General features: G+C 33.0%; 11 protein-coding genes. 8 read left to right on the top strand and 3 right to left on the bottom strand.

Annotation, left to right across the window (positions count from 1 at the left end; all coding sequences use genetic code 11):
• The first annotated feature begins 10 nt into the window (after positions 1-10).
• The 6 genes from BK054_RS01590 (at position 11) to recN (ending at position 5,600) form a co-directional block, all read left to right on the top strand.
• A complete protein-coding gene (locus BK054_RS01590) occupies positions 11-526 on the top strand; it encodes a ferritin (protein WP_006260225.1) in 516 nt (171 codons plus the stop codon).
• A 162-nt stretch (positions 527-688) separates the two neighbouring features.
• The gene (locus BK054_RS01585; RefSeq protein WP_006260224.1) at positions 689-1,495 is read left to right on the top strand and encodes an outer membrane protein assembly factor BamD; all 807 of its coding nucleotides are present in this window, start codon (positions 689-691) and stop codon (positions 1,493-1,495) included.
• 14 nt (positions 1,496-1,509) lie between these two features.
• Positions 1,510-1,821: a DNA-directed RNA polymerase subunit omega gene (locus BK054_RS01580; protein WP_006260223.1), complete on the top strand. Its 312-nt coding sequence runs from the start codon at positions 1,510-1,512 to the stop codon at positions 1,819-1,821.
• A 20-nt stretch (positions 1,822-1,841) separates the two neighbouring features.
• Positions 1,842-3,050, top strand: a complete 1,209-nt coding sequence (gene coaBC / locus BK054_RS01575; RefSeq protein WP_006260222.1) for a bifunctional phosphopantothenoylcysteine decarboxylase/phosphopantothenate--cysteine ligase CoaBC — start codon at positions 1,842-1,844, stop codon at positions 3,048-3,050.
• The gene (locus BK054_RS01570) at positions 3,043-3,927 is read left to right on the top strand and encodes a DUF4835 family protein (RefSeq protein ID WP_006264416.1); all 885 of its coding nucleotides are present in this window, start codon (positions 3,043-3,045) and stop codon (positions 3,925-3,927) included. The genes coaBC and BK054_RS01570 overlap by 8 nt, the downstream gene beginning before the upstream one ends.
• Positions 3,928-3,944: 17 nt before the next feature.
• Positions 3,945-5,600 (top strand): DNA repair protein RecN, encoded by a 1,656-nt coding sequence (gene recN / locus BK054_RS01565; RefSeq protein ID WP_006267054.1) that lies wholly within the window; start codon positions 3,945-3,947, stop codon positions 5,598-5,600.
• Positions 5,601-5,629: 29 nt separating this feature from the next.
• On the opposite strand, the gene BK054_RS01560 is transcribed toward recN, so the two are convergent.
• Both BK054_RS01560 and BK054_RS01555 read right to left on the bottom strand, forming a co-directional pair.
• On the bottom strand, positions 5,630-6,472 hold the full coding sequence (locus BK054_RS01560) for a DUF4249 domain-containing protein (protein ID WP_006264414.1): 843 nt from the start codon (positions 6,470-6,472) through the stop codon (positions 5,630-5,632).
• A 4-nt stretch (positions 6,473-6,476) separates the two neighbouring features.
• Positions 6,477-8,891 (bottom strand): TonB-dependent receptor, encoded by a 2,415-nt coding sequence (locus BK054_RS01555; RefSeq protein ID WP_006264413.1) that lies wholly within the window; start codon positions 8,889-8,891, stop codon positions 6,477-6,479.
• 156 nt (positions 8,892-9,047) lie between these two features.
• On the opposite strand from BK054_RS01555, the gene BK054_RS01550 reads away from it, so the two are divergent.
• Complete coding sequence (locus BK054_RS01550; protein WP_006261959.1) at positions 9,048-10,049, top strand: sensor histidine kinase; 1,002 nt, start codon at positions 9,048-9,050, stop codon at positions 10,047-10,049.
• Positions 10,025-10,723 carry a LytR/AlgR family response regulator transcription factor gene (locus tag BK054_RS01545; RefSeq protein ID WP_006264412.1) on the top strand — a complete coding sequence of 233 codons (699 nt, stop codon included), beginning with the start codon at positions 10,025-10,027 and terminating at the stop codon, positions 10,721-10,723. Before BK054_RS01550 ends, BK054_RS01545 begins: the two co-directional genes overlap by 25 nt.
• 62 nt (positions 10,724-10,785) lie before the next feature.
• Here BK054_RS01545 and BK054_RS01540 read toward each other — a convergent pair whose 3' ends face one another.
• Positions 10,786-13,005 (bottom strand): NADP-dependent isocitrate dehydrogenase, encoded by a 2,220-nt coding sequence (locus tag BK054_RS01540; RefSeq protein WP_006267055.1) that lies wholly within the window; start codon positions 13,003-13,005, stop codon positions 10,786-10,788.
• Positions 13,006-13,232 lie beyond the last annotated feature (227 nt).

The following is a 13,232-nucleotide window of genomic DNA, read 5'->3' as shown; positions in this document are numbered from 1 at the left end:
AAAGAAAGTTATGTTATCAGAAAAATTAGAAAAAGCACTTAATGAGCAGATTAAAATAGAGGGGGATTCTTCTCAGATTTATTTAGAGATGGCTTCTTGGGCAGAGATTCAAGGATTCGAAGGGATTGCTACTTTTATGTTCGCACAATCAGATGAAGAACGTCAACATATGCTTAAATTAGTTAAATATGTAAACCAAAGAGGAGGACAAGCTGTTATCCCTGCTGTGACAAAGCCAGAGTTGGATCACACATCATTTAAAGCGTTGTTTAAGCAATTGTTTGATCATGAGGTGTTTGTTTCAAAAAGCATTAATGAATTAGTACATATAGCTTTAGAAGAGAGAGATTATGCAACTCATAATTTCTTACAGTGGTATGTGTCAGAACAAATAGAAGAAGAAGCTACAGCACGTACAATTCTTGATAAGATAAACCTTATTGGAGATGATAAAGGAGGTTTATATTTATTCGATAATGATATTAAAAACTTTAACCAACAAGCGAATAATAACCCAGCAGTTTAATCGTTTAAGGAATAATGATTTATATGAAAAGATGTCATTTTAGACATCTTTTCTTTTTAATATAAAAAGCTTTTTGTATAATGCAATTATTAATTTAAATTTGCATTTGCTTTTACAGGACTATCTTGGAAATGCTTTTGTCAAAAACAACGAAAAACATTTATGAAAAAATATATCGGTTTATCTATTCTTATGCTTTCAATAGCGAGCTGTGGACCAATGCAAAAGGCTTTGAAATCAGAGGATTATGAATATAAAAAAGAAGTAGCAAATCAGTTTTTTGAGAAAGGGAAATATAGAAATGCTATTCGTCTTTATGAACAATTAGAGACTGTTTATAGAGCGAATCCTAAAGCAGAAGATATGTTTTTTAACTTCGCTGAGGCGACTTATTTGACAAAAGACTATGAATTATCAGGGTTTCGTTTTAAAAACTTTGCGGCTACATATCCAAGAAGTGATAAGCGTGAAGAAGCTCTTTTAAAAGAGATTAAGTCTGGTGTCGCATTATCACCTGTGTACTCTTTAGATCAAAGAGTGACTTATGATGTAATAGATAAATTACAAAAGTTTATTGATCAATATCCTGGTTCTAATTTTGTATTTGAAGCTAATTCAATTATGCAAGAGATGAATGAGAAGATCGAGAGAAAGACTTATGAGAATGCAAAGCAGTTAAATACGATTGGAGATTGGACTAGAAATTACAATGCTGCTATCGTAGCATTAGATAACTTTATCTATGATTATCCAGGTACGAAATATAAGGAAGATGCCTTGTTCTATAAGTTTGATTCAGCTTATAAATTAGCAATGAACAGTGTGCATTATAAAATGGAAGAACGTCTGAATACAGCAAAGTCAATGTACGACGTATTAGTTCGTTTTAATGCAGAAACAAAATACAAAAAGCAAGCAGATGGTATGCTTGAAAATATACAAGAAGAATTAGCAAAATTTTCAAAATAACTTAAGCGAAAGAGATGGATTTAAAGAAAACAAATGCTCCAGTAAACACAATTACTTATAACAAAAGTAAGATTGAAGAGCCTACAGGAAATATTTATGAGGCTATTACTATAATTGCTAAGAGAGCAAACCAAATCAACACAGAAATCAAGAATGAGTTGGTTGACAAGTTGGAAGAGTTCGCTACTTACAATGATAGTTTAGATGAAGTATTTGAAAATAAAGAACAAATAGAAGTATCTAAATTTTATGAAAAATTGCCTAAAGCTCAAGCATTAGCTGTAGAAGAGTGGTTAGAAGGTAAAGTTTCATACAAAGAACAATAGAACATAAATAATACTTAGTGATGTCAAGTTTAGGCGGTAAAAAAATAATACTAGGTGTAACTGGTGGAATTGCCGCGTATAAGACGGCACACTTAGTACGTTTACTTATAAAAGCAGGTGCCGAGGTCCAAGTGATCATGACACCTGCTTCTCATCAATTTGTAACTCCTTATACTTTATCTACTTTATCAAAGAATCCAGCATATACAAATTTCTTCAATGATGCTGGTGAAGGAGGGACATGGAATAATCATGTTGATTTAGCACTCTGGGCTGACCTAATGGTTATAGCTCCTGCGACTGCCAATACATTAGCGAAGATGGCTAATGGATATTGCGATAATCTCTTAATGGCAATCTATCTATCTGCTAAGTGCCCTGTTATGGTAGCACCTGCGATGGACTTAGATATGTATGTGCACCCTACTACAGACCGTAATTTAGCCTTGTTAGAAGGTTATGGTAATCTTATCATTCCTGCTGAGGAAGGTGAATTAGCAAGTGGTTTAGTTGGGAAAGGTCGTATGGCTGAACCTGAGACAATCTTGCAGGCTGTAAAAGATGTGTTGTTAAATAATTTGCCCCTAAAAGGAAGAAAATTATTAATAACTGCGGGGCCTACATACGAACCTATAGATCCTGTGCGTTTTATAGGTAATCATTCTTCTGGAAAAATGGGGTATGATATCGCTCTAGAGGCTGCTAAGCAAGGTGCTGATGTAGTATTAGTATCAGGTCCTAGCAATCAGAAAATAGCGCATGAACGAGTAAAGGTTATCTCGGTTATGTCTGCTATGGAGATGTATGAGGCGTGTCATCAGTATTATGCTGATGTGGATGCTGTGGTTGCCGCTGCTGCAGTAGCAGATTATCGACCTAAAGAAGTAGCTACTGAAAAGATTAAAAAGAACAGTGAAGAGTTTATAATAGAAATGGATAAGAATCCTGATATATTAGCTTCACTAGGTGCTATAAAGAAAGAACAGTTTCTGATAGGTTTTGCACTAGAAACTCAAAATGAGATAGAACACGCAAAAGCTAAAATCAAGAAGAAGAATTTAGATTTAATTGTTTTAAATTCTTTAAAAGATGAAGGAGCAGGTTTTGGAAAACCAACGAATAAGGTTACCTTTATAGATAAAGATTTTAATATAGAACCTAAGGAATTAAAATCTAAAGAAGAAGTAGCTCAGGATATTATATATAAGATAATTAAACATTATGAATAAACTTATTTGGCTTTTTGGTTCGCTTTTTATAGTTCTAAACAGTTATGCTCAGGAGCTTAATGCAATAGTAACGGTTAACCATAGCCAAGTAGGAAATAGTAATCAAGCTTATTTCAAATCACTAGAGAAATCACTTAAAGATTTTATAAACAATACCAGTTGGACATCTAAGAAGTTTTCTCCAGTGGAGAGGATAGATTGTATGTTCTTTCTGAATGTAACTACTTACGGTAATAATACAGTATCTGGAACCCTTCAGGTCAAATCATCTAGACCTGTTTATGGATCTGGATATTCTACACAAGTATTATTGTTCAACGATAAGGATATTGTTTTTAATTATATTGAGTTTGAATCTCTTTATTACAATCCCAATTCATACGACTCTAATTTGACTTCTTTGATAGGATTTTATGCGAATCTAATTATAGGATTGGACGCAGAAACGTTTAGTAAAGGTGGAGGGAGTACTTATTTGCAAACAGCAAATGGTATAGCTTCTATTGCTCAGCAAGGAAATTATAGAGGATGGAAGCAAGGGGATGGTAGTAATACAAGATATTCTTTTATTAGTGATTTAGCTTCGGGAGTTGGAGAGGCTTATAAAGATGCTTTATATAAATATCACCGTTTAGGATTAGATCGTATGAGTGATAATGTAGCGGATGGAAGAGATGGTATTCTGCAAGCTTTAATAGCTTTAGAAGGTTTTAATTCTACTCGACCAAATTCTTTTCTGACACGTGTTTTCTTTGATTCTAAAACAGATGAGTTGATAGGTGTTTATGGTGGAGTGACAGATAAAAATAAGAAACGTGTAGTGGAATTATTGAATAAATTAGCTCCATTAAATGGATTAAAATGGAATAGTCTTTAGTTCTAAAATTAAGTTATATGCTTATATCATTAACAATCAAAAACTTTGCACTTATTGATACATTAGAAATAGATTTTTCTGATGGCTTTTCTATTATTACAGGTGAAACAGGAGCTGGTAAGTCTATTGTGTTAGGTGCATTAGGTTTGTTACAAGGAAAACGTGCTGATTTATCTTCTCTAAAGGATAAAGAAGTGAAGTGTGTTATAGAAGGTCATTTTAGTATTGGTAAATATGGATTGAAGGATTTATTCAATGAGTTAGAATTAGAATATGAAGATGTGACGATTATAAGAAGGGAGATTTCTCCTTCTGGTAAATCTAGAGCCTTTGTAAATGATAGCCCTGTTAATTTATCTGATTTGCAACAATTAACAGAACACTTAATAGATATACATTCCCAACATCAAACAATGGAATTGTCTGATGAAAATTACCAAATGCAAATTGTTGATGCAGTTGCAAGTAATAGCAATATTTTAGAGGAGTATAAAGGACATTTAGTATTATACAAGAAAGCCCAAACACAATTAAGAAGTTTACAACAACAACAGGCTGATTTAATCAAAGAACAAGATTATAATGCTTTTCTTTTAGAAGAGTTGATTCAAGGTAACCTTGATGGATTAGATCAACAAGAATTAGAGCAAGAGTACGAAAAACTGAATAATGTTGAGTTTGTAAGAGAAAGCTTTGGACAATCAATTAATCTTTTGGCAGACGATGAAGTAGGGGCGGTTTATAGATTGAAGGAGGTAAAGCAATTATTACAGAAAACGAGTACCATTTCTAAAGATTATGAAGAGTTATATACTCGTATTAGTAGTGTAGAAATAGAGCTGAAAGATCTGTCTGATGAGATAGAACGCCAATTAGATAATGTGTCTGCAGATCCTGAACAATTAGATTTAATTAATGATCGCTTACAATTACTATATAATCTACAGAGAAAACATCAAGTAGCTACTGTAGAAGAATTATTAGCTATTAGAAGTGAACTGGAAGAGAAAGTAGATCTAGCTAGTGGAATAGACGATAAAATAAGCTCATTAGAAAGAGAAATTGATAAGTTAAGTGTTGTTTTACACGAAGTAGGAGATAAGCTCTCAGAATCGAGAATAAAGGCTGTTCCTGTTTTAGTCAAACAACTATTAGAGATATTGTCATTAGTAGGAATACCTAATGCCAACTTCAAGTTTGACTTCACTGTATCCAAGAATTTTTTAGCTAATGGGAAAGATGAGTTACAACTGTTGTTTTCTGCTAATAAAGGAATGGATTTCGGTGTGCTAAAGAAAGTTGCTTCAGGAGGAGAATTGTCTAGAATTATGTTAGCGATAAAAGCAATATTAGCTAGGTATTCTAATTTGCCTACTATTATCTTTGATGAGATAGATACTGGGGTTTCTGGAGAAGTAGCTGATAAGATGGGAGTGATTATGAAAGATATGAGTGCTCATATGCAGGTGTTTGCCATTACGCATTTACCTCAGATAGCAGCAAAAGGGAAGCAACATTATAAAGTGTACAAAACATCTGATGACGAAACGACTACTTCACAATTGACATTATTAGATTATGAGAGTAGAGTGAAAGAGATAGCACAGATGTTATCAGGGAAAGATATTAGTGATTCTGCTTTAGTTCATGCTAAAGAGTTATTATCAAAATAGAAAAAGCCATCACATGATGGCTTTTTTATTTACGGTTTAGGTTGTTCAAAAATAGTGTGATATATAGTTTGCTTCTCAGTTACTCTAAAGTATCCTAGTGCTTCTTTATCAGGTGTAGTAAGGTTTTTGACATTCCCCTTTATTTTAGAAATAGGTGTCTGAAAAGGACCTCCTCCATTGTTTAAAGCATCAGTTATAAGCCACATATAATCATAATAGTTTCTAGAGATTTGATGTAGATCTATTTGTATCTTGTCACCAGGTTCATAATCTTTGTCTGTTGATATGTCTTCTATTAGTTTACCTTTAGAGAACTCGTTAGAACGAACACTTAAGGCAGGTCTTTTATTTTCCCAAAGTAAATTAGTGTAATAATAATTTAATTTATTATCACCTTTATCTGTATCTTGAAAGTAAATTCTAATCGTATAATAGTAATCATTAAAGAACTTTTCTCTTCTTTGTTCTAACCTTTCTATTTTAGGAGTTTCAACTAACCTTTCGATTGCTTCATAAATATCATTATCATACTCTATGTGTAATTTATATTTATTTTTCACAAAGTCTTTTTTAATAGAAGTAGAGATATATCTTCCAGTCTTATTGAGTTCTTTGAACTGATGTTTAGTTCCTTTTTCGTCTTCTACCCATACTGTTGCATTATGGACTTTAGGTGCTTGTGGATTATAAAAATCTGTAGTCAAAGATAGATTGATACTTAGGGTATCTTGTTTGTTCTCTGCATCAAAATCGAGATTACCTTCAACAACTAATCTTGGAGGTGCTGTTGGTAAGTCTATATCTATTACATGCTCACAAGAAGTAAGGTATAATAGAATAGAGAGTATACTTATATATTTGAGAATATTCATTTGATTAGAATTTAAAGTTATAGGTTACACTTGGAACCATTCCGAAAATAGACATTTTAACAGCTTCATTCTGTCCTCTGTGATCTTTGTGTTCACGGAATGATATAGAAGCGGCATTGGCTCTTCCATAAAGATTATATATGCCGAATACCCATTCACTTTGCCACTTTCTACTTGTGTTTTTTGTAGGGGTATAAGTTGCTGATACGTCTAAGTGATGATAAGCAGGTAGGCTGTAAGCACCTCTTTTCCCAAAATTAGGAACACTCTGACCTAAATAGTCATATCTTCCTTCTGGGTAAGATGTTGGTCGTCCTGATTGTAAGGTAAAGCTAGCGCTAAGATCCCACTTCTTGTTTAATTGGTACATAGCTGTAACAGAAAAGTCATGTGTTTTATCATAAGCAGTTCTATACCATTGACCATTATTTATTCCTGGCTCATCTGGTGTTCTACCAGGTGTTCTCTGCTCTGATTTTGCTAAGGTGTAGGATACCCATCCTGTAAGTCTACCTAGATTCTTACGCACCAATAGCTCTAGTCCGTATGCTCTAGATTCACCACTAAGTATTACGCGTTCTAAAGCATCATTACCTATCAGTTGTGCACCATCTATATAATCTACTCTGTTATCTCCTTTTTTATAGTAAACCTCTGTTTCTAAACTATATTTTCCTTCTTTAAAGTTTCTGAAGTATCCTAATGCAACTTGATCAACGAGTTCTGGCTTGATATATTTACTACTTGGTGTCCAGATATCTAATGGAGTTGGTGCTGCCGTATTAGACATTAAATGAAGATACTGAGCCATTCTATTATAACTAGCTTTAATAGATTGATCATCATTAATAATATAAGCAATGCCGAAGCGTGGTTCAAAATTATTGTAGTTTTGAATACTCTTACCTCTATTATAAGATTCAGTCCCTATGATATCTGCCATCTTGTATAAACCTAGTTCAGAGTCATATCTTACAGGTTGATTGTTTTGATATAGATTGATATTTTCTTTTCCTAGATTAGTAAATGTAGAAAACCTAGCCCCATAGTTTAAATTGAAATGTTGACCAATACTCTGTTCTGCTTCTAAATAAACACCTCCTTCAAAAGCGTATTTAGAATCTATCTTCTTATAAATAATAGATGAGTCTGGTTTTGTTGGCTTAATTACTCCTGGAGAAAAATCATAGTAAAGACCACTTACTCCATATTTTAATTGAAGATTACTATGGATGTCATGAGTTAGATCATACTTTAATGAGTAACTTTTAATATCAGAATCCCATTTAAAGCCAGTTATTTCCATATCTAGACCATATACATAGTCACTGTATGAAGTGGTAAGTTTACTACTTAGATTATCTGAGAATAAATGATGCCATTGAAGATTTAAAATTGAGTTTCCAAAGGTGTTCTTTAATAACTGACTAAAACTAAATACATCTCGTCCGAAATAACCAGATAAGGTTAGTTTATTGTTTTCGTTTAAATCAAAGTTTAATTTAGTGTTTAAATCATAAAAATAAGCAGAGTTCTTATTGTCTGTTAACTTTAGGAATAAATGTGCATACGAGGCTCTTCCTGCTACTAAGAAGGAAGATTTTCCTTTCTGCATAGGGCCTTCTGCCATTAATCTACTAGAGATAACTCCTATACCTCCTGTGCCATGAAACTCCTCAGTATTACCATTTTTTTGGAATACTTCTAATACAGAAGAAGCTCGTCCTCCAAATCTAGCTGGTATTCCTCCTTTGTATAACTTGATGTCTTGAAGTGCGTCTGAATTAAACACTGAGAAGAAACCAAATAGGTGAGAAGAGCTAAAAACATTTGCATCATCTAAAAGTACTAAGTTCTGTCCTGCACTTCCGCCTCGCACATTAAATCCTGACGCTCCTTCACCAGCATTTGTTACACCAGGGAGTTGTAAGATAGACTTTAGAACATCTGTTTCACCTAGTACAACAGGCATTTTTTTAACTTCCTCTATAGATAATTTATTGACACTCATCTCTGGTGTTCTAATATCTGCTTTTGTAGAGTTTTTTATTATGACTACTTCGTCTAATTGAGCAGTATCAGATTTTAGGATGATTTTTAATGTATTATCTTTAGTTGTGTCTATATTAGCATGATGATTAGTGTAACCTAAGTATGATACTAGAATGTTATACTGTCCTGATGGAATAGAGATACTAAACTCTCCTAACTCATTAGTGGTGGTAGCTTGATCTAATTCTTTTATATAGACAGTAGCTCCTATTAAGGGAGAGTTTTTATCTAGTACCTTTCCTTTTAATATTGTTTGTACTTGTTCATTTATGACATTCGCCATCGTATGCTGTACATGAAAAGGAATTGTAGATACGTAGAAACTCAGTCCCAATAAATAATTGGTAAACTTTTTGTGATTAATCATTCGTTTATCTTATTATGTTTCAATGCAAAAATAGGTAAGTAATTATTGCTATTTGTTTAATTAAACGCTGATGAAGTAGCTATTATTTTAATGGCTTTCAAATAAATAGTAATGAAAGGATAATGTTATTATTAATGATTCTTTACATTTGTTTGTATGAAGTCACTATGGAAATTTTATTCTAACTTTTGGTTGAGGAATGTGTCAGTTATCATTCTACTTCTTAGTGTATTTACATTCGTCGCTTCTGTAGATAAAAGTGATCGTTCATTAACTGAGATTTGGGAGGAGTTAGTGCCTTCCTTCTTTATTGTATACGGTTGTATTTTAATTAGTAATATTTTGCTGATTAAGAGATATATGATTACCAAGCGGTACAATATTTTCTTACCATTATTTACTATCTATTGGATTGTAGTTCTAATTGGTACTGGGTTATTAAATATGCTTATAGATGGATTTGATTCTTGGTTGAGTGAAATTCTAAATACTATATTTTTAATGTTTTTAGGATCGGGTACTTATTTTATTCACTTATGGGTATTCAATGATATTACAGTTCGTGAAAAGCGTTTAGTAAATACTGTAGCTGAATTGGACTTCCTCAAGATGCAGTTAAACCCACATTTTCTTTTAAACGCAATGAATAACTTATATGGCGAGGCTCTAACTAATCCAGAAGAAACGCCTGAGCGAATTTTGCAATTATCACATTTATTAAGATATCAATTAGAAGCAACTAAAAGAGAGTTTGTTTCTTTAGATCAAGAAATAGAATTTTTAAAAGAATATTTTAATTACTATAAGTTTAGGACAAACGATTTAGTCGTAGATATAAAATATGAAGGGGATATTGAGAAGTTTCAAGTGCCTCCACTTTTGTATTTTAGTTTGGTTGAAAATGCGATAAAATTTGCTTTACAAACTGAATTTCCTTTTATAAAATTAAGAGGATATGCTAGAGATAATCATTTGCTGTTCGAATTAGAAAACAGTTGTTTGCCTGACGAAATGTTGCAAAAAGGAACAGGTGTTGGGCTTTTAAATCTAGAAAGAAGACTAGAAGTCTCCCAGTTGAGATATAAATTTACAAAGAACAAATCAAAGTATTATTATAAAACCACTTTAGAATTATGGGAATTACCTACCAGTGTTTAATAGTAGATGATGAGAAACCTGCACATCAGGTGCTTTTAAGTCATATTAAGCAATGCGATGATTTAGAATGTATAGGGCATGCTTATAGTGGAAAAGAAGCTTTAACTTTTTTACAAAGTAATGAAGTAGATATATTATTCTTAGATATTAATATGCCTTTAGTATCAGGTTTAGAGTTGTTAGAAATGTTACCTATTAAACCCACTACGATCGTGACAACGGCGTATTCAGACTTTGCATTAGAATCTTATCAGAATGATGCAGTAGACTATTTGTTAAAACCAATAGCTTTTAGTAAGTTTCTTAAAGCAGTTGAAAAAGCAAAGGTATTCTGTAAGGATAGAAAAGAAAATAATCGCAAGAGCGAACTTCAAAAAGTATTAATAAAAGAAGATGGCTTTGATTACTTTATAGAAATGTCTGACATCATGTATGTTGAAAGTGCAGGTAACTATATCAAGATATTTACTAAAAGTAGACGCAAGAGTTATTTTGTATATGGGTCTTTAGTAGGGTTTAAAACAGAATTAAAAGGAGATAACTTTGTTCAAGTACATCGTTCTTTTATTATCAATAAAGAGTGTATAAAAGAGCGATTTATGAGTAAAGTCATTTTAATGAATGGCGATGAAGTGCCTATTGGGCGTAAGTATCAAATTTTATTAGATCAATAAAAGAGAGTATAAAAAAAGGTCATCAGTTAACTGATGACCTTTTTTAGTATATCGATGCTATATTAGATAGTGTCAATAATTTGGTTTAAAGTAGCACTTGGACGCATAGCCTTAGCTGTGTCAGCTACATTTGATTGGTAATAACCACCGATGTTTTGAGCTTTACCTTGAGAAGCGATTAACTCTTCGTTGATTTTAGCCTCACCTTCAGTCATTGCTTTTGCGATAGGAGCAAATTTAGCTTGTAACTCAGCATCTTTAGATTGGTTAGCTAATGCTTCAGCCCAATACATTGCTAAGTAGAAGTGAGAACCACGGTTATCGATAGATCCAACTCTACGAGCAGGTGATTTATCATTGTCTAAGAACTTAGCAGTAGCTTCGTCTAATGTCTCAGCTAATACCATTGCTTTAGGGTTGTTTTGAGTTTGGCTTAAGTGTTCGAATGAAGCACCTAATGCTAAGAACTCTCCTAAAGAATCCCAACGTAAATATCCTTCTTCAATGAACTGTTCGATATGTTTAGGTGCAGAACCTCCTGCTCCAGTTTCGAATAATCCACCACCATTCATTAATGGAACGATAGATAACATCTTAGCTGAAGTACCTACTTCTAAGATTGGGAATAAATCTGTTAAGTAATCACGTAATACATTTCCTGTTACAGAGATTGTATCTAGACCTTGACGGATTCTTTCTACAGATACTTTAGTAGCTTCTACTGGGTTTAAGATTCTGATATCTAATCCAGTAGTATCGTGATCTTTTAAGTATGTATTTACTTTAGCGATGATTTCTCTATCGTGAGCTCTGTTTTCATCTAACCAGAAGATAGCAGGAGTATCAGATAAACGAGAACGGTTAACAGCTAGTTTAACCCAGTCTTGGATAGGAGCGTCTTTAGTTTGACACATTCTGAATATATCTCCAGCTTCTACATTTTGTTCGAAGAAGATATTTCCTTTATCATCAGATACGCGGATTACTCCATTTGTGTCAGCTTGGAATGTTTTGTCATGAGAACCATATTCTTCCGCTTTTTGAGCCATAAGACCTACGTTAGGTACAGATCCCATAGTAGTAGGGTTATAAGCACCATTAGCTTTACAGTCTTCGATTACAGTTTGGTATACACCAGCGTAACAACGGTCTGGAATGATAGCTAAAGTATCTTGTGATTTTCCTTCAGCATTCCACATTTGTCCTGAAGTACGGATCATAGCTGGCATAGAAGCATCTACGATAACGTCAGAAGGAACGTGTAAGTTAGTGATACCTTTATCAGAGTTCACCATTGCGATAGCAGGACCATTAGCAATAGCAGCATCAATATCAGCTTTTACTTCAGCTTCTTGAGCATGTCCAGCTAATTTAGCATATAAATCACCTAATCCATTATTTGGGATAATACCTAATCCTGCAAATAAAGTAGCATATTTAGCATATACTTCTTTGAAGTAAACTTCTACTACAGCACCGAAGATGATAGGGTCAGACACCTTCATCATAGTCGCTTTTAAGTGAGTAGAGAATAAGATACCTTTTGCTTTAGCTTCTTCTTTACATTCAGAAACGAATGCTTTTAATTTATTTACGTTTAGTACAGATGAGTCAATGATTTCACCTTTTAATAAAGGAGCGTAATCTTTTAATAATTTAATAGCACCATCAGTACCTACAAATTCGATTTTATATTTACAGTTATCAGCTATAGTTACTGATTTTTCACTACCATAAAAATCACCTTCAGACATAGAAGCTACTCTTGTTTTAGAATCAGCTGACCATGCTCCCATTGAGTGTGGGTGTTTTTTAGCATAGTTTTTAACTGCTTTAGGAGCTCTACGATCTGAATTTCCTTCACGTAACACAGGGTTTACAGCAGAACCTAAGATTTTAGCATATCTAGCTTTAATCTCTTTTTCTTCTTCAGTTTTAGCATCTGCAGTATAGTTAGGCACAGCATAACCATGAGCTTGCAATTCTTTAATAGCAGCATTTAACTGAGGAATAGAAGCAGAGATGTTTGGAAGTTTAATGATATTAGCTTCTGGAGTCTTTGCTAATTCTCCTAATTCTGCTAATGCATCACCGATTCTTTGCTCTTCTTTTAAGAACTCAGGGAAAGTTGCAAGAATACGTCCTGCTAAAGATATATCTCTTGTTTCAACATCTATACTTGCTGTTTTAGCAAATGCTTGTACAATAGGTAAGAACGAATACGTAGCTAACATTGGAGCCTCGTCTGTAAACGTGTAAAGGATTTTAGATTTTTGTGTCATTTTTTATTTACTTTAAATGAAAACAATATTATCGTTAAATATATTTTGTTTAAAACTTGAAATTTATATAGCAAATATACTAAATATGTATGTTATTGTTTAGGCTCAATACCCTTTTTAGAGTTGAATTACGAATTTGATAATTCAGACTTTTTATATTTCTGTTTTAGTACATTTTGATATAATATTTTATCATATTAATGAAAAAGGTCACCCTATAAAAGAGT

This window comes from Myroides sp. ZB35 (genome assembly GCF_001865835.1).
GTDB lineage: Bacteria > Bacteroidota > Bacteroidia > Flavobacteriales > Flavobacteriaceae > Flavobacterium > Flavobacterium odoratimimum.
The sequence above is the reverse complement of the archived record's forward strand: the minus strand, read 5'-3'. Positions and strand labels throughout refer to the sequence as shown.

Coding starts and splice junctions, on each gene's coding strand:
- BK054_RS01590 (WP_006260225.1), top strand. CDS start 11: ATGTTATCAGAAAAATTAGAAAAAGCACTTAATGAGCAGATTAAAATA.
- BK054_RS01585 (WP_006260224.1), top strand. CDS start 689: ATGAAAAAATATATCGGTTTATCTATTCTTATGCTTTCAATAGCGAGC.
- BK054_RS01580 (WP_006260223.1), top strand. CDS start 1,510: ATGGATTTAAAGAAAACAAATGCTCCAGTAAACACAATTACTTATAAC.
- coaBC (WP_006260222.1), top strand. CDS start 1,842: ATGTCAAGTTTAGGCGGTAAAAAAATAATACTAGGTGTAACTGGTGGA.
- BK054_RS01570 (WP_006264416.1), top strand. CDS start 3,043: ATGAATAAACTTATTTGGCTTTTTGGTTCGCTTTTTATAGTTCTAAAC.
- recN (WP_006267054.1), top strand. CDS start 3,945: ATGCTTATATCATTAACAATCAAAAACTTTGCACTTATTGATACATTA.
- BK054_RS01560 (WP_006264414.1), bottom strand. CDS start 6,472: ATGAATATTCTCAAATATATAAGTATACTCTCTATTCTATTATACCTT.
- BK054_RS01555 (WP_006264413.1), bottom strand. CDS start 8,891: ATGATTAATCACAAAAAGTTTACCAATTATTTATTGGGACTGAGTTTC.
- BK054_RS01550 (WP_006261959.1), top strand. CDS start 9,048: ATGAAGTCACTATGGAAATTTTATTCTAACTTTTGGTTGAGGAATGTG.
- BK054_RS01545 (WP_006264412.1), top strand. CDS start 10,025: ATGGGAATTACCTACCAGTGTTTAATAGTAGATGATGAGAAACCTGCA.
- BK054_RS01540 (WP_006267055.1), bottom strand. CDS start 13,005: ATGACACAAAAATCTAAAATCCTTTACACGTTTACAGACGAGGCTCCA.